General features: G+C 37.7%; 20 protein-coding genes and 1 riboswitch. Of the genes, 14 read left to right on the top strand and 6 right to left on the bottom strand.

The genetic code is table 11. The annotated features are described in order from the left end of the window. Nucleotides 1-77: 77 nt before the first annotated feature. From AAZR93_RS07415 to iolB, 4 genes are read left to right on the top strand one after another with little or no spacing between them, the layout of a single operon-like run. On the top strand, nt 78-1,211 hold the full coding sequence (locus AAZR93_RS07415; RefSeq protein WP_434719391.1) for a Gfo/Idh/MocA family protein: 1,134 nt from the start codon (nt 78-80) through the stop codon (nt 1,209-1,211). A 25-nt stretch (nt 1,212-1,236) separates the two neighbouring features. Further along, nucleotides 1,237-3,141, top strand: coding sequence for a bifunctional 5-dehydro-2-deoxygluconokinase/5-dehydro-2-deoxyphosphogluconate aldolase (locus AAZR93_RS07410; RefSeq protein ID WP_434719390.1), 1,905 nt, complete (start codon nt 1,237-1,239; stop codon nt 3,139-3,141). 30 nt (nt 3,142-3,171) lie between these two features. Then, on the top strand, nt 3,172-4,065 hold the full coding sequence (iolE, locus tag AAZR93_RS07405; RefSeq protein ID WP_294103131.1) for a myo-inosose-2 dehydratase: 894 nt from the start codon (nt 3,172-3,174) through the stop codon (nt 4,063-4,065). Between the two features lie 36 nt (nt 4,066-4,101). Next, nucleotides 4,102-4,932, top strand: a complete 831-nt coding sequence (iolB, locus tag AAZR93_RS07400) for a 5-deoxy-glucuronate isomerase (RefSeq protein WP_434719389.1) — start codon at nt 4,102-4,104, stop codon at nt 4,930-4,932. A gap of 94 nt (nt 4,933-5,026) precedes the next feature. Here the strand turns inward: iolB and AAZR93_RS07395 are convergent, their stop codons facing one another. Further along, nucleotides 5,027-5,668: an NAD(P)-dependent oxidoreductase gene (locus AAZR93_RS07395; RefSeq protein WP_434719388.1), complete on the bottom strand. Its 642-nt coding sequence runs from the start codon at nt 5,666-5,668 to the stop codon at nt 5,027-5,029. 110 nt (nt 5,669-5,778) lie between these two features. Then, nucleotides 5,779-6,423 carry a TetR/AcrR family transcriptional regulator gene (locus AAZR93_RS07390; RefSeq protein ID WP_434719387.1) on the bottom strand — a complete coding sequence of 215 codons (645 nt, stop codon included), beginning with the start codon at nt 6,421-6,423 and terminating at the stop codon, nt 5,779-5,781. A gap of 93 nt (nt 6,424-6,516) precedes the next feature. Here AAZR93_RS07390 and AAZR93_RS07385 point away from each other — a divergent pair, with 93 nt between their 5' ends. Further along, on the top strand, nt 6,517-7,209 hold the full coding sequence (locus AAZR93_RS07385) for a DAPG hydrolase family protein (RefSeq protein ID WP_294103146.1): 693 nt from the start codon (nt 6,517-6,519) through the stop codon (nt 7,207-7,209). Between the two features lie 26 nt (nt 7,210-7,235). Here AAZR93_RS07385 and AAZR93_RS07380 read toward each other — a convergent pair whose 3' ends face one another. Further along, nucleotides 7,236-8,204 carry an FUSC family protein gene (locus AAZR93_RS07380; RefSeq protein WP_294103148.1) on the bottom strand — a complete coding sequence of 323 codons (969 nt, stop codon included), beginning with the start codon at nt 8,202-8,204 and terminating at the stop codon, nt 7,236-7,238. A 231-nt stretch (nt 8,205-8,435) separates the two neighbouring features. Between AAZR93_RS07380 and AAZR93_RS07375 the strand changes: the two genes are divergently transcribed. Continuing rightward, nucleotides 8,436-9,056, top strand: a complete 621-nt coding sequence (locus AAZR93_RS07375; RefSeq protein ID WP_434719386.1) for a malonate decarboxylase holo-ACP synthase — start codon at nt 8,436-8,438, stop codon at nt 9,054-9,056. 177 nt (nt 9,057-9,233) lie between these two features. On the opposite strand, the gene AAZR93_RS07370 is transcribed toward AAZR93_RS07375, so the two are convergent. Further along, nucleotides 9,234-9,863 carry a glutathione S-transferase family protein gene (locus tag AAZR93_RS07370; protein ID WP_434719385.1) on the bottom strand — a complete coding sequence of 210 codons (630 nt, stop codon included), beginning with the start codon at nt 9,861-9,863 and terminating at the stop codon, nt 9,234-9,236. 388 nt (nt 9,864-10,251) lie between these two features. On the opposite strand from AAZR93_RS07370, the gene AAZR93_RS07365 reads away from it, so the two are divergent. The 5 genes from AAZR93_RS07365 to tehB all read left to right on the top strand — a co-directional run bounded on the left by AAZR93_RS07365 (nt 10,252) and on the right by tehB (nt 14,736). Beyond that, entirely contained in the window at nt 10,252-10,809 is a 558-nt protein-coding gene (locus tag AAZR93_RS07365; protein ID WP_434719384.1) for a cytochrome b, read from the top strand. 13 nt (nt 10,810-10,822) lie between these two features. Next, a complete protein-coding gene (locus tag AAZR93_RS07360; protein ID WP_294103156.1) occupies nt 10,823-11,401 on the top strand; it encodes a YceI family protein in 579 nt (192 codons plus the stop codon). 202 nt (nt 11,402-11,603) lie between these two features. After that, nucleotides 11,604-12,377: a topoisomerase IV gene (locus AAZR93_RS07355; protein WP_434719383.1), complete on the top strand. Its 774-nt coding sequence runs from the start codon at nt 11,604-11,606 to the stop codon at nt 12,375-12,377. Nucleotides 12,378-12,653: 276 nt separating this feature from the next. Next, the gene (locus tag AAZR93_RS07350) at nt 12,654-13,733 is read left to right on the top strand and encodes a linear amide C-N hydrolase (RefSeq protein ID WP_294103162.1); all 1,080 of its coding nucleotides are present in this window, start codon (nt 12,654-12,656) and stop codon (nt 13,731-13,733) included. Between the two features lie 115 nt (nt 13,734-13,848). Continuing rightward, complete coding sequence (tehB, locus tag AAZR93_RS07345) at nt 13,849-14,736, top strand: SAM-dependent methyltransferase TehB (protein ID WP_434719382.1); 888 nt, start codon at nt 13,849-13,851, stop codon at nt 14,734-14,736. Between the two features lie 90 nt (nt 14,737-14,826). Here the strand turns inward: tehB and clcA are convergent, their stop codons facing one another. Next, nucleotides 14,827-16,230 carry a H(+)/Cl(-) exchange transporter ClcA gene (clcA, locus tag AAZR93_RS07340; protein ID WP_294103169.1) on the bottom strand — a complete coding sequence of 468 codons (1,404 nt, stop codon included), beginning with the start codon at nt 16,228-16,230 and terminating at the stop codon, nt 14,827-14,829. A gap of 320 nt (nt 16,231-16,550) precedes the next feature. Between clcA and hcp the strand changes: the two genes are divergently transcribed. Next, entirely contained in the window at nt 16,551-18,203 is a 1,653-nt protein-coding gene (gene hcp / locus AAZR93_RS07335; protein ID WP_434719381.1) for a hydroxylamine reductase, read from the top strand. Nucleotides 18,204-18,279: 76 nt separating this feature from the next. Then, entirely contained in the window at nt 18,280-19,284 is a 1,005-nt protein-coding gene (gene hcr, locus AAZR93_RS07330) for an NADH oxidoreductase (protein WP_336428878.1), read from the top strand. A 122-nt stretch (nt 19,285-19,406) separates the two neighbouring features. On the opposite strand, the gene AAZR93_RS07325 is transcribed toward hcr, so the two are convergent. Further along, a complete protein-coding gene (locus AAZR93_RS07325) occupies nt 19,407-19,643 on the bottom strand; it encodes a HEAT repeat domain-containing protein (protein ID WP_434719380.1) in 237 nt (78 codons plus the stop codon). A gap of 563 nt (nt 19,644-20,206) precedes the next feature. Then, nucleotides 20,207-20,379, top strand: a riboswitch (M-box (ykoK) riboswitch). A 73-nt stretch (nt 20,380-20,452) separates the two neighbouring features. Here AAZR93_RS07325 and AAZR93_RS07320 point away from each other — a divergent pair. Then, nucleotides 20,453-21,523, top strand: coding sequence for a magnesium transporter (locus AAZR93_RS07320; RefSeq protein ID WP_294103179.1), 1,071 nt, complete (start codon nt 20,453-20,455; stop codon nt 21,521-21,523). The last annotated feature ends 1 nt before the right edge of the window (nt 21,524 follow it).

Below are 21,524 nucleotides of genomic sequence, written 5' to 3'. Positions count from 1 at the left end.
CAAATTAAAAATATCAAGCACAGACATCGGGTTGATAAACGCACCGCAGATGATGAGCGATAGAGGGAGTGTTCAAAATGAAAGAAATTCGTATTGGCATGATAGGTACCGGTTACATAGGGCGTGCTCACGCAATTGCTTATGCTCAGGCGCCAACAGTTTTTCCTCTGCAAGGAAAGCTCGTTCGTGAAATGATTGCTGAAATTACACCTGAATTGGCGCAAGAACGTGCAAAAGAAATGGGCTTCAATCGTTCAACAGATGATTGGCGCAAGCTGGTTGCTGACCCAAATATAGATGTGGTTGATATTTGTTCACCAAATTTTTTACATAAAGAAATGGCAATGGAAGCGATTAAACATGGCAAACATGTTTATTGTGAAAAGCCATTAGCGTTGAATTCACAAGATGCTAAAGAAATGGTTGAAGCGGCTGAAAAAGCAGGCGTCAAAACCTTAGTAGGCTTCAATTATATGAAAAACCCAACGGCACAATTAGCGAAACAGATTATTGCTAATGGTGAAATTGGTGACGTTATCCATTTTTATGGTACTCATAATGAAGACTATATGGCTGACCCTAAAGCGCCTATCCATTGGCACTGTTTTAAAGAAAAAGCGGGTTTGGGTGCATTAGGTGATTTATCTGCACATATTATCAATATGGCACAATTTTTGGTCGGCGATATTGAAACTGTCTGTGGCGATATGGAAATTGTGATTAAACAGCGTCCGGAAAAAGTGGGCTCCTCAGTCATGGTAACAGTTGAAAATGAAGACCAAGCTCACGCAATGGTACGTTTTGCGGGTGGGGCAATGGGGGTTATTGAAACGTCTCGTATTGCATCGGGTCGTAAAATGGGACTGACTTATGTGGTGACGGGCACGAAAGGAACCTTATCCTTTACACAAGAAAGAATGGCTGAGCTGAAATTGTATCGCCATGATGAGCCTTCAAATCGCCAAGGATTTAAAACAATTTTAGTTGGCCCAGAGCATCCTGATTACGCTCCTTTTTGTAATGGCGCGGGTCATGGTATTGGATTTAACGATCAAAAGACCGTTGAGGTTCGCGATTTAATTGATGGCGTTGCGACGAATAAAAAAATGTGGCCTGACTTTGAAGAAGGCTGGAAGGTGTCGCGTATTTTAGATGCTATCGCTCTTTCTTATGATGAGCAGCGATGGGTTAAAGTTAATGAAATCAATTGATTCTGTTGTAGTTAAGGGGTGATTAATGGATAAGCAGAAGAAGTTAGATGTTATCTGTATGGGCCGTATTGCCGTTGACCTTTACGGACAACAGATAGGTTCTCGATTAGAAGATATGAGTAGTTTTGCTAAGTATCTAGGCGGTTCTTCTGGAAACGTTGCATTTGGTACTGCAATACAAGGCTTAAAATCATCAATGCTTGCTCGTGTTGGTGATGAACATATGGGTCGTTTTTTACGTGAAGAATTGCAACGTGTTGGCTGTGATACCAGTAATCTGATTACCGATAAAGATCGCTTAACTGCATTGGTTATTTTGGGCATCAAAGATCAAGATACTTTTCCGTTGATTTTTTATCGTGAAAATTGTGCTGATATGGCTATCACACCTGATGACTTTACTGAAGAGTACATTGCATCAGCTCGTTGCTTAGCGATTACAGGCACTCATTTATCAAACCCTAAAACGCGTGCCGCGGTGTTAAAAGCACTGGAATATGCCAAACGTAATAATGTTAAGACGGCTATTGATATCGATTATCGCCCTGTCTTGTGGGGACTCACTTCTCTGGGGGATGGCGAAACACGATTTATTGCATCTGACAAAGTGACAGAAGAACTGCAAGAAGTATTGTCAATGTTTGATTTGATTGTGGGAACGGAAGAAGAGTTCCACATTGCAGGTGGTACAACGGACACTATTCAAGCATTGAAAAATATTCGTAAAATCAGTCATGCTGAATTAGTTTGTAAACGAGGTTCACTAGGCTGCTCAGTATATAGTGGTGCAATTCCTGAAACTTTAGACGAAGGTATTACTGTTCATGGCGTTCGAGTTGATGTTCTAAACGTGTTAGGCGCAGGTGATGCTTTTATGTCTGGCTTGCTACGTGGCTATTTGAATGGTGAAGGTTGGGAGAAAGCTTGCGCTTATGCTAATGCTTGTGGCGCTTTGGTGGTTTCTCGTCATGGCTGCGCCCCTGCAATGCCATCTAAAATTGAGTTAGATAATTACCTTGAACGTGCGGCATCAGTGCCTCGTCCTGATTTAGATCCTATCTTGAATCATTTGCATCGCGTGACTACGCGGGGGACACAGTGGGAAGAACTTTGTGTCATGGCATTTGATCATCGTATTCAATTTGTCGATATGGCGCGTACTGCTGGTGTTGACATTGACTGTATTCCCTATCTGAAAAAACTCATTTTCCGAGCCAGCCGTGAAGTGGCTCAAGAAGCTAACCTGAAAGGGAAAGCGGGATTACTTTGTGACAGTACTTTTGGACAAGATGTTTTAAATGATGCGACCGGACAAGGCTGGTGGATAGGGCGTCCAATTGAGTTGCCTGCTTCAAGACCACTTTGTTTAGAGCATGGAAATATTGGCTCTCAACTGGTTAGCTGGCCGAAAGAACACATTGTAAAATGTTTAGTCTTTTTCCATCCAGAAGATAATCATCCTCTGCGTCTTGAACAAGAAAAAACGGTTCAAGAAGTGTATAGCGCCTGTTGCCAATCAGGGCATGAATTATTGCTAGAGATTATTCTACCTGCTGATATGGAGCGTAATGATGAGCTCTATCTACGGGCAATAAAACGTTTTTATAATTTAGGCATTAAACCGGACTGGTGGAAATTACCGCCTTTACAAGCCGAAAATTGGGACGCAGTTGATAGTTTAATTCAAGAGCGTGACCCTTATTGTCGTGGTGTGGTTCTTTTGGGCCTTGATGCGCCACAAGCTGAGCTTCAGGCAGGTTTCAATGCGGCAGCGGGTAAATCCATAGTAAAAGGATTTGCTGTCGGACGGACATTGTTTGGTAAACCTTCATTAGAGTGGATGAAAGGGGAAATCAACGATGACGAGCTGGTACAGATGATTAAAACTAATTACCTCAACCTGATAGCCTTATGGCGTCAGCGTAAATAATATTACTTTTACCTACACAGGAGCTTCATCATGGCAATCCAACTTGGTATTAACCCTTTAACGTGGACCAATGATGATTTACCAACATTGGGGGCGGAAACGACTCTGGAAACTTGTCTAACAGAAGGCCGTCAGGCAGGATTCGCTGGTTTTGAATTGGGTAACAAATTTCCGCGTAAAGCTGAAATTTTGGGTCCTATTTTAGAGCAGCACGATTTAAAATTAGTTTCAGGCTGGTATTCAGGTGAATTACTGACTCGCAGCGTGGAAGAAGAAATTGCAGCGGCGCAAGACCATCTTGCATTACTGCGTGATCTTGGCGCTAAAGTAATGGTTTTTGCTGAGGTGACTCATTGTATTCACGGTGACCAAGATAAACCTGTTCATATGCGCCCATTATTCCCAGCAGATCAGTGGGAAGAATACGGTAAAAAATTGACTGAGTTTGCGAAATATACATTATCTCAAGGTGTACAAATTGCTTATCACCATCACATGGGGACGGTAATTGAGTCTGCGGAAGATGTTGATAATTTGATGAAATATACCGGTGATGAAGTCGGTTTATTGTTAGATACAGGGCATTTAACCTTTGCAGGTGCCGATCCGGTGGAAGTGGCAAAACGTTGGGCGAAACGTATTAATCACGTGCATTGCAAAGATGTACGCCCAGACGTATTAAAAGATGTCAAAAATCGGAAAACCAGTTTTCTGAATGCAGTATTAGCGGGTGTGTTCACCGTACCGGGTGACGGTTGTGTTAATTATCCGGAAGTCTTTAAGGTATTGAAAAATAGCCAGTATGAGAATGGTTGGTTAGTGGTTGAAGCAGAGCAAGACCCTTCTATTGCGCATCCATTGACTTATGCGACTTTAGGGTACAATAACCTACATAAATTTGCTAAAGATGCAGGTCTGATTTAAGTCTAAGTGCTCGACGGGTATAAAGAGGTAAGCGATATGTCTAAATTATTATCAAAGTACCATGCTCCGGATACAGATAAGCGTACTCAGCATATTACGCCTGAGTCCGCACATTGGGGATACGTACATTTTGATGTTTATGAATTAAAGCAGGGTGAGTCAATTTCCTTACCGGCATCGGATAATGAAATGTGTTTGGTATTAGTCGCTGGTAAAGCTTCGGTGAAAACACCTGCACAAACATTTGAAAATATCGGCGATCGCATGGACCCATTTGAGCGTAAGAAACCTTATGCGGTATATGTGACAGCTAATGAGTTTGCTGAAGTTAAAGCAGAAACGGCACTTGAGCTTGCAGTTTGTCGTGCTAAAGGAAAAGGAACTTACCCAACGCGTTTAATTGAGCCTAAAGATATTAATGCAGAACAACGCGGCCATGGTTTTAATAAGCGCTATGTTCATAACATTTTACCTGATGATAAGGCGGCGGATAGCTTATTAGTTGTTGAAGTTTTCACTGATGAAGGTTGCACAAGTTCTTATCCAAGTCATAAACATGATGTGGATAACGAACCAAATGAAACTTATTTAGAAGAAACTTATTACCATCGTTTGAATCCGTCACAAGGGTTTTGTATGCAACGGGTATACACTGATGATCGTGAATTAGATGAGTGTATGGCGGTGTATAATAAAGATGTGGTCATGGTGCCAAAGGGATATCACCCAATGGCAACCGTTGCGGGTTATGATAACTATTATTTGAATGTGATGGCAGGTCCAACACGTAAATGGTTATTTACGTGGGAAAAAGATCACAATTGGGTCAATAGTGAAGTATATGCAGCCAAGCATCGTGAAAAATAAGTTATAGAATATGTCGTTAAGTTGAAACCAAATCTGTTATTTATTCTTTGCCGGTAATAATTACCGGCATTTTTTTGCTTAAATGATTCAAAAGCTAGTAAGCTGCGGTAAATTGCTGGCGAATAAACTGTGCATTTTCGGCTTCATCCAGTATTGCAACCGCAAGATCTTCGACTGAGATTTTAGCGGGTACATTGCCATTCATCAGTAATTGATTGCCACCAAGACGAAATGTTTCGGTTCGTTCTCCCGGTTCAAGTACTGCGGCAGGTGAAACAAAGGTCCAATCAATATCGTCGATAGTTTGTAACTGTTTCTTTAATTCCCTGACTGCTTCTGCACCTGGTTTTATTTCCGCAGGAAAATTAGGTGAATCAATTAAATCGACACCGGGCGCGATTTCAAGACTGCCAGCGCCACCAACCACAATAAAGCGTTTAACGAGTGAGTTTTTTACGGCTTGTAAAATTGCTCGATTACCTGCCACCGTGTCTTGATATAAATTAGGATTTTGCCAGCCGCCATTGAAGGCACTAATGACAACATCTTGTCCTTTCAATCTTGCCGTGAGCCAAGAAACATCCGTGATGTCACCTGTTGCGGTGATGAGCCTTGCATGTTGTGGTAGTTGATTGCTATGGCGAGAGATGGCAGTCACCTGATGATGACGTAGTAAGGCTTCATTAACTAATGCTTTACCCACAAACCCTGTTGCGCCAATGATGGATATTTTCATTTTTTGCCTCTCATGATATCGATACTTTAGATTCATTTTTAAAGTATAGAGCACGGTTGCCGTTAGCGTTATGTCCTGACTCTCAATCAATTAAAAAAACTTTGCGTATTTTATACTATCTGCAACGCAAATCTGCATAAACAGATGATGTGTTGGATTCGTTGTTCTAATTCAGGTGTCATACCAGGGGGAATGATCCCTAGCGATATTTGTCTTAAAGGTTCCGCAATTGCCATGGATAAAATCAAATCACTCATAACCGTAAAGTCATGGTTATTAATGAGTTGCTTATCGGCATGAATAGCAAGCCATTGTTTGAGTAAATATCGACTACGTTCTATACCGCTTCTTTGATACTTATCGAGCAGAATATTTTTTTGGTTAAAATCTGTTTGCAGTAATCGATATAGACCCACGGCGCTGGGAGATAACACTTTTTGGGCGATTGCATTTAGATTACAGGCTAACAAATCAAAGAATTCATCAATGGAACTTGCTTCACGTTCAAACAGAGGGACGAAACTATCAGTCCAACTCAAAATAACTAGCTCTATCAGTGCTTCACGATTATCTACGAAACGATAAATTGTTTTTTTAGCGACACCTGCACGTTTTGCAATATTATCGATAGTGGTGAATTGGTATCCATTTTCAATCAGAGATTCGGCCGTTGCTTGAATAATTTTTTCTTTCAATTCACTCTCTGGAACGCTAGGTCTACCTCGGGTTTGCTTAGGTAATTCAGGTGTTGACATAAAGGGATATCCTTAAATTTTTTTCTTGACTTTGTTTTATTTTACATCAAATATAATTAAGAAACAAATTTAGTTTCCTAAATGAGGTGAGTGATGACAACGAATAAAACATGGGCAGTAGATAACATCAATGAATTATTATTATCGAAGCCATTACGTCTTGAAATGGGTATTGAGCGTGACAGTGAGGGCTTGTTAACTATTGCGGTACGTACAGACTTACATGGTTGTAAAGGTCGAATGCTTGAATGGTGGTTTACTTTTTTTGAAACAACGCAACATATTCGCTGGTGGCATCCCCATGATCATGTAGAGCACAGAGGCTGGGATGAAAAATGGCAGAAAGGGCAAAGCTTTATTGGCGCATCAATTCATGCTGTGGAGTCTTTAGGCAATATTCCACCTGTTGCGGCAAAACTTAAATTTAGAGAAGCAAAAGATTTTTTTGATGAGCAAAAATTACATGAAGCAATTGAAAACAAATCAATTTCGGGTGCTGTTTGTGCATCAATTGGATTTGGTGACAATGTGCTAATGGATAAGAATGGCTATCCACTCGATGGTAAAATGATGCATTTAACGCGTGATACTGAGTTTGGTTGTGTGCTACGAAGTCGTTTTTTATTAGGGGCATCGTTATCTTCACCAGAACATGAGTTACCTGATGAAATCGGATTAGAACTCATGCGCCATTGTTACAATGAATTTACGTATTTGTCGCGTTTTTTACCTTCACTGTATTATGGTGAGCATGCAAATGAAGAGAAAGCGCCTTTACCTTGGTAATTATTCTAATAGCCCTATTATTAGGGCTATTTTGCTTCTCTAAATAGCTTTAAAATAATACTGGTAACAATAGCAATCGCGCCACCAAGGGCTGTTTCTAATACTCTATCAAACAGTAGAACATAGGCGGGATGACGCCAATAAATAACTTGTTCAAGAATAGACAGTATTAGGCTAGTTACCACAAATGTCATAAATGTATAGCCATGATGAAAACTCATTGGCATGAGAAACGCAAAAATCACAATAGCGCTCAAACCAATATAAGGCATGAGCGGAGTATTAAACAGGAAATAAAGCAGTACAACGGAAATTAAACTTCCGGCAACTCTTTGTAAGGTGATGTGAATAATACTTTGTGATTTAGGGTGTAACACAAAAACGAAGGTCAGTAATGTCCAATAAAAATGTCCAAGATCGAACATTCTTGGAATGGCTAATGTTAGCAATAATCCGAGAGTATAAGTCATGGCTCGGGGAATAATATTTTTGCGCAGGGTAAATAAGTTTTGTTCGACTAAACTACTGCTAATAACTGAATGGCGATAAACTTTATGACTCAATATATAGTTGGTCACTAAAGTAATACCACTACCAATGACAAAACCGAGTGCTAAGCTTTTTGATATATCGGGCAATATGGTGCCGATGGTTGACATGATAATCATAAATTTCATCGTCAAGTCCATCGCAGGATCTGTACCGTATAGTTGGTAATAAATAAAAGAAAAAACAGCTAAATAGATATAAAAGCCTATACCTAAACGTAGTGTATCACCAATTAAAATGGCGACTAAAATCATGGCTAACCAAAAAGCGGTATAAGCATAATTTTTATACTCTTTGGCGGCATTAAACAGATTGAAAGAGTATAAAGTAGAAAATGCTGCCCACATGGCGGCTTGCACATCTAAAATTGCAAAAGCTGCTCCTGCACTTAGTAACATACAGCAACTGAAAATGATCCCATCATGGATGGCAGGTAATGTCCTCATAATAAGACGCTCACAATAAGATGCTCATAATTTGTTGATTAACTCATTAATTATTAAGAGAATTAAATAATAACATATTATGAAAGGATAATATGTTATTCAATTTATTGTCAGTAAAATAGGCACTTGTAGTAAACAATAAAATATTGTTATTCAGGTCGTTGTGTTTTTTTTTCTAAAAAATGCATAATAGTGATAGAGCAAGTTGTCATGATAATAAAGGAAGAATAAATGCAAATTATAAACCCTCATGATTTTGTTTGGGTCGGTAGCAATAGCGACGTCCCTATTGAATCACTTCCTGAATGGGTTAAATCTCAGTGGAACAGCCGACTTCCTCTTATTGTGTTTAGGGAAAAAGCTGACGATGGGAAATTAACTGTTTCAATTCGAGGGATACGACCTTCACAACGAGTGACAACACAAATCGATAAATCTGCAATCACGCATATTATGAATATCGAATCTTTAGTGTCTAATTCTATTGAATTACAACGTTCGATGTTTATCGCTTTGCCGCCAGTACAAGTTTTATTACTGATTTCTCAGCATAATTGGCCATGGAAATGGGGTGTTACGGGAAGTTGTGCATATACGTTGGCGACAGATATTCAAAGTATGCTTTCAGATGGCGACCTTGATGTAGTCATTAAATGCCCAACACGTCATCAAAAAGAAGATTTTGCTGATTTTGCAATTAAGGCAAATACCCCTTATTGTCCAATTGATATTTATGTTGAAACGCCAAAGGGTGGTTTTTCTTTAGCCCAATGGTTTAAAAATGATCAAGTGACTTTGCATACTCCAACAGGCAATGTTATGACCGCTGATCCTTGGGATGAAAGCCTATAAAATGCGATGTGAGTAAAGCATAATCAATGTCTGATTGAAAGATGAACTTATTGATTAAATAGTAATTTTGATGTTCGTACAGATGATTTTTTATTCATCAATGAAAACTAGTTGGAAATAGAGTTAAATAGCCGTGTTGTTGACAACGCGGCTATTTTTTAGCTGTTCATCAGTGCGTTAATGAGTAATAGGTGGTTCTTGTAAACTGGCTTGATACCATTCCTGCATAGCAGGAAGAGAGATAACACGCTGAACCCAAAGATTGGCCGTATCATTAACAGGTAGCTGATAGCTACGAATTCGAAATGCAACAGGAGCAAAAAAGGCATCGACAGCGGTAAATTTACTGCCGGCTAACCATGGCCCGCCAAAGGCATCAAGTCCATCTTGCCATAATTGCTGTATTCGATTGAGATCTGCTTGTAATTCGCGTGAAATGGTCTCTATAGGCGATTGCATACTCACATTCATCGCGCATTGCTGGCGTAAAGCGGTAAAACCGGAATGCATTTCTGCACTGGCACTTCGAGCCCATGCTCTTGCTATTTTATCTGTAGGCCAAACTTGAGGGAATTCTTCAGCTACATATTCACAAATAGCTAAGGAATCCCAGACGGTTTGTTGACCATCGACTAAACAAGGCACTAATCCTGTGGGTGAAAAACGGCTGAATTTTTCATGGCTGCTCTTACCGTTTTCGAAGAAACAGAGATTTTCTTCAAATGGAATTTGTAATGTTTTTAGTAATACCCAAGGGCGTAAGGACCATGAAGAGTAGTTTTTATTTGCTATCCAAAGTTTATACATAAGATCAGCCTATAGTGTGATAGGAAAATTAGCATACAATAAGCTAATCTAAAGTGTAATCTGTGTATCTACAAATGATTTTAAAAATTAAATCATAAAGTGATATATTTTAAAATTATAAGTTATATTCAAATTGAATTAATCAACTGATTGTAATATTAGGTTTGTAACTGTTATTTACAAAAATGGATGAATCTTTATTAAACTTTTAGTGTTTTAGCTAGACAAATTTTTATTTTAATCTATTTGTTTATTATGTTGATACTATTTGAATATCTTCAACAAAATATTTGTTTAACTTTGGGATAGGAATATCAAGAGATTAACCTTATCATGGTTACGGTTTTGTTAATTAAATAATTACCCTTAAATCTATATGGTTTTAATTATGCAATGGAAAAATAATACCACCCGTTATGGGCATATCTCTTTGCTCGTACATTGGTTGGTCGCAATCGTCGTATATGGAATGTTTGCCTTAGGTTTATGGATGGTCTCTCTGGGATATTATGACAGTTGGTATCATCAAGCACCTGAGATACACAAGAGTATAGGAATATTACTCTTTATTATTATGGCATTTCGTGTGGTATGGCGATTTATTTCACCTCCACCAAAGCCATTAGCAAGCTATAGTAAATTAACTAAAGTGAGCTCTATTATTGTTCAAATTCTGATTTACATTATTTTGTTCAGTATTTTAATTAGTGGTTATTTAATTTCAACCGCTGATGGGCAACCAATTAGTGTATTTGGTTGGTTTGAAGTACCTGCTTTATTTACTGGAGCAGCGACACAAGCGGATACAGCAGGTGAAATACATTTATATTTAGCCTGGGCAGTTGTTTTGTTATCAGTTTTACATGCATTTGCAGCTTTTAAACATCACATTTTTGATGGTGATATTACTTTAAAAAGAATATTGGGTTTTAATCCCGATAAGTAACGTGGAGAAAGTTATGTTGAAGAAAACGGTTCTTGGTCTGGCATCTGGCGCTTTATTATTAACAGCAGGTTCAGCATTTGCAGCAACTTATCAGTTTGATAAACAAGGTCAACACGCTTTTATTGAGTTTCGTATTCAGCATTTAGGTTATAGCTGGGTTTACGGTAGCTTTAAAGATTTTGATGGTCAATTTACTTATGATGAAAAAGACCCATCAAAAGATAACGTTGAAGTCACGATTAAAACCGGAAGTATCGATACAAACCACGCTGAGCGCGATAAGCACTTGCGTAGTGGTGACTTCTTAAATGCGGCCAAATTCCCAGAAGCTAAATTTGTTTCAACTCAAGTGAAAAAAGAGGGTGAAACGTATAAAATTACCGGTAATTTCACTTTAAATGGTGTGACTAAACCAATTACATTAGATGCGAAATTAATGGGTGAAGGTAAAGATCCTTGGGGTGGTTATCGTGCTGGTTTTGAAGCGCAAGGTAACATTAAGTTAAAAGACTTTAATATAAAGTCTGACCTTGGACCTAAATCACAAGAAGCTGAACTTCTAATTTCAGTAGAAGGTGTTCAAGCGAAGTAATACAATGATTTATATACAAAAAGCCTTCGGTGTTAACATCTAAGGCTTTTTGCTTTTTCGGATACCAATTACTCTTATTCCTATAGCTCACTAACACAATTGCAGGATAGAATAGCGCCTATAATTTTTATTTCAGGTTATATCATTAATGACTTGGAAATAGTGTTCGTTATTTGTTTTATTAATAAAAGGCAGCGCAATCTTGAATATAAATAGTTCACGTAAAACGGCATTGATTGTCATCATCATTTTCATTGCATTTGCATTCGGTTTTTACTGGATAAGCAAAGATAACAATGTACTTTCAACCGAAAATAATATTGCTATTCACTCAAAAGCTCTTGTTCAAGTGGAAAAAGAGTTGCCTATTATTGCGACAGTTAAAAAAATAAGCCCCGAAACTTATCAAGGTTTCGAGCATTTGATTACTCAGTATGATCCGGATAATGAAGACTTGCGTCGGCAATTATTTGATCAAGTTGTCGGAAGTGTGATGAAACTTGTTTTAGAGCGCATGCCATATGCGTCTGATGAATCGGTTATTAATTTTACATCTAAAGTAAATGACTATTTAAAAGTGTTATTAGAAGAAGATCCATCAGGTAAAACCTGCTTTTATTCTTTATTTCCTCACATGAGAGAAACCGCTGAAATTATTCCACCACAAAAAAGCCAAGCGGTTTTATTAAAACAAATACAAGCTACAAACGAGTTATTAATTTCAAGTGAGGCCGGCGTAAAACAAATATTAATGCCTAAAGCTGAATACAGCAATACATTAGCGACATTAAGGGCCGGACTAACTGAAAAATATGGTAATAAAGTATCGATATTAGGTAATTTAAAGGCAGGACAAAAATCACCTGATATGGCTTGTAATATCTCAATCAGTTTCTATGATGAAATTTTAGCAATGCCAGATAATGATAAGAAAGCCTCACTACTGAGAACATTATTTTCCTCAGTGAATAACTAATTGTTCACTGAAAATTATTAAAAATAATGAGGAAGCTTTGCTAAACAGTGAAGCTTCCAATTTTTATTGCTATCAATATGATTTTTTAAAACCCTCATGAAAAGATGAACTATCATTAATTTACTTAGTGATAGAGCCTTTAAATTATAAATAGCAGTATGCTATCCTCTCGTAAATTGGCGCTATAGACAATATTTAAATAAACTCAAACACGTTTTCATGGTGTGGTATATTCACCTTTGTAATAAATTAATTTTTCACTATCTTGGAGAAACCATGCAATTAGTCAAAAAAAGCATCGTGACATTATTAACCGTTGCGGCTATCTCTATTCCAGCCATGGTCAGTCAAGCTTGTACCCGAGTTGTTTATCTTGGGGATAATGAGCAAATAATGACCGGACGAACAATGGACTGGAAATATGATATCGGCACTAATTTATGGGTATTTCCTCGAGGTATGGATAGAAACGGTATCGCGGGTCCTAACTCTCTCAAATGGACATCAAAATATGGTAGCGTTATTGCCTCAGGTTATGATATTTCGACTACAGATGGTGTTAATGAGAAAGGATTAGTCGCTAATTTATTATGGCTAGCTGAATCAGAATATCCGCAACTAAATAGCAAACAACCTGCGCTGTCAATTTCGTTATGGGCGCAATACATGTTAGATAATTATGCGACCGTTGAAGAAGCGGTGACTGCATTAGAAAAAATACCATTATTGGTTGCTACGGATAATGTACCGGGGCAAGCACGTTTAGCAACGTTGCATTTATCACTATCTGACGCAAGTGGCGACAGTGCAATTGTCGAATATATTAATGGAAAGCAAGTTATTCATCATAGTCGAAAATATCAGGTGATGACGAATTCGCCCGCTTATGAAAAACAGTTAGCGATGCAGGAATATTGGCAAGGTATTGGTGGTACTGTAATGTTACCAGGGACAAATCGCTCAGCCGATAGATTTGCGCGTGCACAATTTTATGTAAATGCTATTCCACAAGAAACTACCGCGAATAAAGCTGTTGCGAGTGTTTTTGGTGTTATTCGCAATGTGTCAGTACCTTATGGATTAACGTCAGAAACCTCCCCTGAAATATCTTCAACACGTTGGAGAACTTTAGTTGACCATAAACGCCAACTTTACTTTTTTGAATCTGCATTAACGCCCAATATTTTTTGGACTGATTTAGCTAAAATCGATTTTTCCAAAGAAACAGGTAAAGTTAAAAAATTAGATTTAGGTGAAGAGCAGAGCCATATTTATTCAGGTGATGCGACCAATAGTTATGTAGATACGATACCATTTGAATTTTTAGGTCTGAGTGCTAAGCAATTGGGCTATTAAGCTAATCTTGATGATACCTCCTGTTGTTTCAGGAGGTTGATTTTAGTCAAATCATTGTTTATTTATCAATGAAAGCTTTGCAGATAAAAAATGAACGGTATAAGATGTATTTAAAATGCAACTTATTGGTGATGATATGAATGAGTTAGTTAGCTATAAAACCATGCCTGTTTGGAATAAAACGTCTCTTCCTTTAATGTTTCAAGAGCGCCATAACACCAAAGAAGATTCTTATGCGCAACTTGAAATCTTACAAGGTTCACTAGATTTTATTATTTTTGGTGAAGACGACAGTGAGCAGCACTTTACTTTTGATGTAAATAACCAACCTCCGATTATTGAACCTCAAGTTTGGCATCGAATTTCTGCTTGTAGTGATGATATGCAATGTCAGCTTTCATTCTTATGTCAGCCAGAACTTAAATTTTTTAAAGAGTATGGATTAACGACACCGCATTCTGAAGTACGTTATTTGTGTGAACAGAAATTATCTACACCATGTAAAACGTTGGATTTGGGTTCAGGTCGAGGCCGTAATAGTTTCTATCTTGCCTTGCAAGGTTATGATGTGACCGCGGTGGATATTAATGAACAGCATATCCAAGCAATTGAGTTTGTGAAAAAGCAGTCGGGTGTTGATAATATTAATACCGCAGTCTATGACATTAATAGCCATCAAATTCAGGGTGATTATGATTTAATTATATCGACAGTTGTCTTGATGTTTTTGCAAAGAGATAAAATTGCCAATGTGATTGCTGATATGCAAGATCATACTTTGGCTGGTGGTATCAATGTGATTGTTTGTCCTGTTGAAACTCCCGATGCACCACTAGACTTGGTGCCTTTTAAATGTTTTTTAAAGCCGGGTGAATTGCAAGAATGCTACAAGGATTGGGAAATTTTAAAATATAATGAAAATCCGGGGCATTTACATAAAACAGATGCGCAAGGTAATCGAATCAAACTTAATTTTGCTACCTTGATCGCTAAAAAGAAATAGTTTTATTTTCATATAATAACGGGTTGCTATTGGCAACCCGTTATCTATTTAAACATTGCTTTCAATAAAATAATACTGTTCCGTATTCAGCTAGTTTGTTGTCGAAGAACTTGTTGCAGTTGGCTTTTGTTGAGCGCTACGCTGAAGTGTTCTTTCAAGTAAGACGGAGTAAAGTGGTCTTCCCCCTAAGAATTGAGCGACTATTGTTGCGCCGATACAGGTAATAATCATGGGTAAAATGAGTTGGTAATTACTGGTCATTTCAAGAACTAAAACAATTCCGGTGAGAGGTGCTCGTACCGTCGCCGCAAATAGAGCCCCCATACCTGCAATAGCAAAAGTGCCGACTTCAATAGGGTATTGTGGAAAGAGCGTCAAAACGGTATAGCCATAAATCCCACCAAATAACGTCCCTAAAGCAAGTAATGGCGAGAAAATTCCGCCTGGTGCCCCAGAGCTGAAGCTGATTGTTGACGTGAGAAAACGAAGCGCAAAAAATACTAACAAAATGGTGACCGTAAAACTGTTAGCGACCATTTGATAGATGACGGAATAACCACCACCAACAATCTCAGGGGTATAGACGCCAATCGCACCACAGGCTCCACCAATCAATCCACCCATTAAAACAAAGCGCGAGATTTTATTTTGATAAAAGGCGAGGAATTTCGTCTGTAGGAATAATAAAAAGCGATTGAAGCAAATACCGACAACACCAAATAACATACCTAAAATTAAATATAGCCATAAGGTATTTAGTGGTGCAGATGAAAATTGCCCAATATTTAATAGTGCTGCATCCCCATTAATCATCCTAAATACGATAGTCGCTGTGACTGCGCCAATAAATACTGCTTTGATGGAGATTAAGCTGTATTTAAATTGTGGGCGCATTTCTTCGATGATAAATAAGATCCCTGCAAGAGGAGCGTTAAATGCAGTTGCAAGGCCAGCGGCAGCCCCAGAGGCTAATAATGTGTGACGTGATTCATTATCTTTAAGACGAAAAATATCATAAAACATCTGGCTAATATTGGCACCAAGTTGCACTGTAGGTCCTTCACGTCCAAGCACCATACCTGAGCCTAGCGTGCCTAAACCGCCGATAAATTTAACGGGGATCACTCGCCACCATCGAACAGGGCGAAGATCTTGTAATGCCCCTTCAATTTCAGGAATACCAGAGCCTCCGGATTCCGGTGAGAAACGTCTCACTAAATAATAACCTATCATGGCAAGCACAGCAGAGACGACAAACATCGTTGGTACTATTAACCATTTATGGGTAACAAATTCGCCGACTGAATGAATACGATAATGGCTAATCCATGTTGTCCCTAACATAAATAAGGAGCCGATAAGCCCAACCGTAGCACCAATAACAGCAGCTAAGATAAGGATTTTAATGGGGGTTTTATCAGATTCTTTTAATCGTTTAAGTATTCCGAAACGGATTTTTATCGTGGATTTGCTTATCGAATTGTCCTGTTTCATCTTTAATTGACTCTCTTTTTACGATTAAATAACAATAGCTTATGATTACAGTATAGCAAGAGGAATGATAAATCCCATCATAGGAAAATTATACTCTAATGAATAGACATTATATTTTATTAATAAGTGATAATAAATTCTATAAATAGAAAGAGTATTGGGCAATATCATACTTTTTGTATTGATAATAGTTCTCATTAATATAAAACATTAGCTTAGATCAATAAACTGTCAAATAGCCTTCAAATCTACTTTTTTATTCCTAGGAAAGGGGTAATCTTAATGTTGTATATAAAATGCAACTTTAAAAGGCGAATAACATGTACTGTGTGCAATGTGAACAAACAATGAAAACCCCAGTGGGTAATGGCTGTGCATACGCGCAGGGTATGTGCGGTAAAACAGCAGAAACATCTGATCTACAAGACTTATTAGTTGCTGTATTACAGAGCTTATCAGCAAGCGCAGTGACTGCACGTGAACTTGGTATTATTGATCATGATGTCGATAGCTTTGCACCACTCGCATTTTTCTCAACACTCACTAACGTAAATTTCGATTCAGAACGTATTATTGGTTATGCGCGTGAAGCCATCTATTTTCGCGATAAATTAATCAAACAATGTCAGTCCGTAAATAGTGCAGTTGTATTTAATCATCCATTGATAAACCTCCAATTAGATGGCACCGATATCCCAACACTACAAAAACAAGCAGCACAATTTTCACTGGATATTGATAAAGCGCAAATTGGTGAAGATATTCATGGTTTGCGGATGCTATGTCTATATGGCCTAAAAGGTGCGGCGGCCTATATGGAACATGCCCATGTATTAGGTCAATATGATAATGATATATATGCTCAATATCATGAGATTATGGCCTGGCTAGGCACATTACCTGCTGATATGAATGAGTTACTCGATAATTCCATGGCGATTGGTCTGATGAACTTTAAAATCATGGAAATATTAGATGCAGGGGAAACCGGAGAGTTTGGTCATCCAGCACCGACGGAAGTTAATGTTCGTCCTGTTGCGGGCAAATGTATTTTAATTTCAGGTCATGATTTAAAAGATCTGAAAATGCTATTAGAGCAAACCGAAGGCAAAGGTATTAACATTTATACCCACGGTGAAATGTTACCTGCACATGGTTATCCTGAACTTAAAAAATATTCACATTTGGTGGGTAACTACGGAAGTGGTTGGCAAAATCAACAAGTGGAATTTGCTAAATTCCCAGGCTCAGTATTAATGACTTCAAACTGTATTATTGACCCAGATGTTGGACAATATAAAGATAGAATTTGGACTCGTAGTATTGTTGGTTGGCCAGGAGCGAAACACTTAGTAGGTGATGATTTCACACCAATGATTGAGCAAGCATTGGGTATGTCGGGCTTTCCATACACAGAAATAGAACATAAAATCACCGTTGGATTTGGTCGTCAAACTTTGTTAGGTGCGGCTGATACTGTGATTGATTTAGTTTCACAGAAAAAATTACGCCATGTATTTTTAGTTGGCGGTTGCGATGGTAGCCGTGGTGAAAGAAGTTATTACACTGACTTTGCTCGTAGTGTTCCACAAGATTGTTTAATTCTTACTTTGGCATGTGGTAAATATCGTTTTAATAAATTAGATTTCGGTACTTTAGAAGGTTTGCCGCGTTTGCTTGATGTTGGGCAATGTAATGATGCATATTCTGCCATTATGTTAGCTGTAAATTTATCTGAAAAATTGGGTTGTGGAATTAATGATTTACCCCTGAGTTTGATATTATCTTGGTTCGAACAAAAAGCGATTGTTATTTTATTAACACTATTAGCGCTTGGCGTTAAAAACATTTATACCGGCCCTACTGCGCCAGGATTTTTAACCGAAAACTTATTAAATGTGTTAAATGAAAAGTTTGGCATGCGTAGTATTACGACAGTTGAACAAGATCTTGCTGAGATTTTACCTGCATAGTTATTTATATGTTGTTATTAACTAATATATCGTTATGAGAAAAGGGGAGTTTTCTCCCCTTTAAAGGAGTAAAGGGATGACAATGCCAAGTAATTTATGTCCGAATAGAATGCAAATTCATTCTATAATTAAAGAAACATCGGATGTTTGGACAATTAATTTAATTAATCATGATTTTTATACTTATTCACCAGGGCAATATGCATTGGTTAGTATAAAAAATAGTGAGGATGTCATGCGTGCCTACACCCTTTCTTCATCGCCGGGAAAAAGCCGCTTTATCTCTATTACTGTAAGACGATTAGACGATGGTGTTGGTTCAAATTGGTTAACTCGTGCGGTAAAACCTGGGGATTATCTTTGGCTTTCTGAAGCACAAGGGGAGTTTACTTGTGCGAATGTCAACAGTCATCAGTATTTGATGCTAGCTGCCGGTTGTGGCGTGACACCGATTATGTCGATGACCCGTTGGTTAATGGCCAATCGCCCTGAAACAAATGTTAAAGTTTTATTCAATGTCCGTGATGCTCAACAAGTCATTTTTGCCGAAGAGTGGCAACAGCTAACAAATATTTATCCAGATAGACTGCAACTTTGTATTATGGCAGAGAATCCAGATAACGGGGGTATTGCTGAAGGTCGTTTGAATGAAGAAAAACTAAAAGTATTAGTACCTGATATTGCTTCAAGGGTTGTGATGACCTGTGGCCCAGTTCCTTATATGAAAAATGCGCAGAAACTTGCAGAAAATCTGAGTGTACCTGCGGAGCATTTTTTTATGGAACGTTTCTCAACTGAACCAGAAGCAGTGAATAACGAAGATGTATTAACGCTTAAAATTCGCCACCGATTAATCGATTTTAAAGTGCCCGTTGGTACATCATTGCTAAGTGCATTAGAACAAAATAAACAGCCTGTCATTGCTGCATGTCGTGCCGGTGTTTGTGGTAGTTGTAAAACAAAAGTGTTATCGGGTAATTATACGACAACGAGTACAATGACATTAACTCAAGATGAGATAGATGCGGGTTATGTTTTAGCTTGTAGCTGCCAATTACAGAGTGATGTTGAAATCGCTTGAGTAAAGATAATAAAAATAGACTGTCTCATGGATTAGAACAATGGGACAGTAAATAATATTATTTTATGATTTTTTAATATTAAAAATAACAGTAATAAATATAATTTAATTATTACTCTAAATTAGTGTTCAGGAAATTTCCCTGAAACAAAGTAGATGGATAATTTACTCAATGTATTTATTGCTGAGATAGCAACTTCCTTATTAGGGTCTTGGCATAAGTCAATGATCCGAATAATGGCATCATTATATTCAATTGTCGCTTTAAAATCGCCTAAAGCCGATATCGCTGCAATTTTTATTTCATCATTCATTCGAAATGTTAAGTTTGTTAACATATCAACGATTACTTTATCCATAATAAAATATTCACTGTTAAATTAATTCACATTATTTTAAGTTAAATTTAAAGATATTTAATCCTAAATTAATAGGGTAAATGAAGCTTTTAATTCAAAAGTTAAATTTTTAATTGAATATTTAGAGCTAAATAATTACGTAAGTATTTATTCTTATACTATTTAACTCTAAATATGAGTGTGCATAAATGGATAATATTAATTTTATAGAGCTAAGTAATATAACCACTCGACAAATGAGTTGAGCTTATATTATATAAGGCTTAATTTATGAAAACTTATAATATATTTTTATTATTCTTAGGCTGGCTTATTATCTTTAATAACGCATTAATTTGATTAATGTTTTTTATGATTATGGTGTTTGCCTATTAAAGCAATTATGTGTTTTTAATCAATTTTCATAACAAAATTTATTCTGAGTTACATCTTGTTACATGATGAATCCTTATTACATATTAACTTAAACAAAACATAAACGGCCTAGTTCCATCAGTATAATGACTTATTTAAAAGCTAGTAATTAATCATTAAGTGGGTATAATTTGCGCCGCATCCAAAGTGCAGTAACTCGTTAGGCGAGGCTCCTATACAAACATAGGTTACTGATCTGACGACGTCGAGAGACGCCCAAGATCAGGACAGGATATATCGACCGAAGGTATATCCCCATGTAACTTCCTGTATTAATCAGGATACGTTGTATAGTGCTAAAACCGAGACGAAGAGATAGCAATCGCATTCTCTCATCTGGTTTCGCCCCTATGTGAGTACTGTTTGAGTAACCAACAGTAATAGGGACTAAAAAAATGACATTCACTACCCAGAACAAAGCGGGCACTGTAGCAATTGCACAGTCCGCAGTGAAAAACGTACGTCAAAAAAACAATCATACCCAGCAACCTAAAATTGATGATACAACTGTTAGTGCTTATATGAGCCAATCATATTTGCCAGTTTCGGTTGCTGACTCAATTGCTAGCGTGAAGATTAGTTTAATTGAACACCTCGAAGGCGAACAAATTCCCACTTATTTATTTGTTGTCGATAGCGATAATTATTTAAATGGTATTCTTTCAGTTAAATCATTATTAGCGGCTTCAGAAGATTTATTAGTAGCCGATATTATGCGACACAATTATTTCTCCGTCTCGCCTGAGCAATCTCGTCATGCCGTTTATGATCTGATTAATCATAGTGGTCTAGATATGATACCAGTAGTTCAATTCGGTAAATTGATGGGTGTTTTGCGACCGCAAGATATTGCTGAACTGATTGAAGATGAGAATACGCTTGATGCTCAATTGCAGGGTGCGACAACGCCACTTGATGAACCTTATTTAACCACTAGCCCAGTTACTTTATGGCGTAAACGTGTAGTTTGGTTATTAATGCTATTTGTCGCCGAAGCTTATACAGGTACTGTTTTAAAAGCATTTGAAGAACAATTGGAAGCGGCGATTTCACTCGCATTTTTTATTCCATTGTTAATTGGAACCGGTGGTAACAGTGGTACGCAAATTACCTCAACTTTAGTGAGAGCAATGGCACTCGGTGAAGTGAGTTTACGTAATTTGGGTACGGTGCTGAGAAAGGAAGTTTCGACATCTTTTTTAGTTGCAATCACAATTGGTGGCGCAGCATTGATTCGAGCTTGGATACTAGGCGTCGGCTATGAAGTTACTATTGTTGTCAGCTTAACTATTGTTGCTATTACAGTGTGGAGTTCGATTGTTGCTTCAATTATCCCAATGGTATTGCAAAAATTGAAAGTTGATCCTGCGGTGGTTTCTGCACCATTTATTGCAACATTCATTGATGGTACGGGTCTTATTATTTACTTTGAAATTGCAAAACTTGTGATGACAGAGTTTGCTTAAA

Source organism: Providencia sp. Je.9.19, from assembly GCF_051129765.1.
Classification (GTDB): Bacteria; Pseudomonadota; Gammaproteobacteria; order Enterobacterales; family Enterobacteriaceae; genus Providencia.
The sequence above is the reverse complement of the archived record's forward strand: the minus strand, read 5'-3'. Positions and strand labels throughout refer to the sequence as shown.

Coding starts and splice junctions, on each gene's coding strand:
- iolE (WP_294103131.1), top strand. CDS start 3,172: ATGGCAATCCAACTTGGTATTAACCCTTTAACGTGGACCAATGATGAT.
- AAZR93_RS07325 (WP_434719380.1), bottom strand. CDS start 19,643: ATGGATAAAGTAATCGTTGATATGTTAACAAACTTAACATTTCGAATG.
- AAZR93_RS07360 (WP_294103156.1), top strand. CDS start 10,823: ATGTTGAAGAAAACGGTTCTTGGTCTGGCATCTGGCGCTTTATTATTA.
- hcp (WP_434719381.1), top strand. CDS start 16,551: ATGTACTGTGTGCAATGTGAACAAACAATGAAAACCCCAGTGGGTAAT.
- AAZR93_RS07415 (WP_434719391.1), top strand. CDS start 78: ATGAAAGAAATTCGTATTGGCATGATAGGTACCGGTTACATAGGGCGT.
- AAZR93_RS07410 (WP_434719390.1), top strand. CDS start 1,237: ATGGATAAGCAGAAGAAGTTAGATGTTATCTGTATGGGCCGTATTGCC.
- AAZR93_RS07375 (WP_434719386.1), top strand. CDS start 8,436: ATGCAAATTATAAACCCTCATGATTTTGTTTGGGTCGGTAGCAATAGC.
- clcA (WP_294103169.1), bottom strand. CDS start 16,230: ATGAAACAGGACAATTCGATAAGCAAATCCACGATAAAAATCCGTTTC.
- AAZR93_RS07385 (WP_294103146.1), top strand. CDS start 6,517: ATGACAACGAATAAAACATGGGCAGTAGATAACATCAATGAATTATTA.
- iolB (WP_434719389.1), top strand. CDS start 4,102: ATGTCTAAATTATTATCAAAGTACCATGCTCCGGATACAGATAAGCGT.
- tehB (WP_434719382.1), top strand. CDS start 13,849: ATGCAACTTATTGGTGATGATATGAATGAGTTAGTTAGCTATAAAACC.
- AAZR93_RS07365 (WP_434719384.1), top strand. CDS start 10,252: ATGCAATGGAAAAATAATACCACCCGTTATGGGCATATCTCTTTGCTC.
- AAZR93_RS07350 (WP_294103162.1), top strand. CDS start 12,654: ATGCAATTAGTCAAAAAAAGCATCGTGACATTATTAACCGTTGCGGCT.
- AAZR93_RS07370 (WP_434719385.1), bottom strand. CDS start 9,863: ATGTATAAACTTTGGATAGCAAATAAAAACTACTCTTCATGGTCCTTA.
- AAZR93_RS07395 (WP_434719388.1), bottom strand. CDS start 5,668: ATGAAAATATCCATCATTGGCGCAACAGGGTTTGTGGGTAAAGCATTA.
- AAZR93_RS07320 (WP_294103179.1), top strand. CDS start 20,453: ATGACATTCACTACCCAGAACAAAGCGGGCACTGTAGCAATTGCACAG.
- AAZR93_RS07390 (WP_434719387.1), bottom strand. CDS start 6,423: ATGTCAACACCTGAATTACCTAAGCAAACCCGAGGTAGACCTAGCGTT.
- hcr (WP_336428878.1), top strand. CDS start 18,280: ATGACAATGCCAAGTAATTTATGTCCGAATAGAATGCAAATTCATTCT.
- AAZR93_RS07380 (WP_294103148.1), bottom strand. CDS start 8,204: ATGAGGACATTACCTGCCATCCATGATGGGATCATTTTCAGTTGCTGT.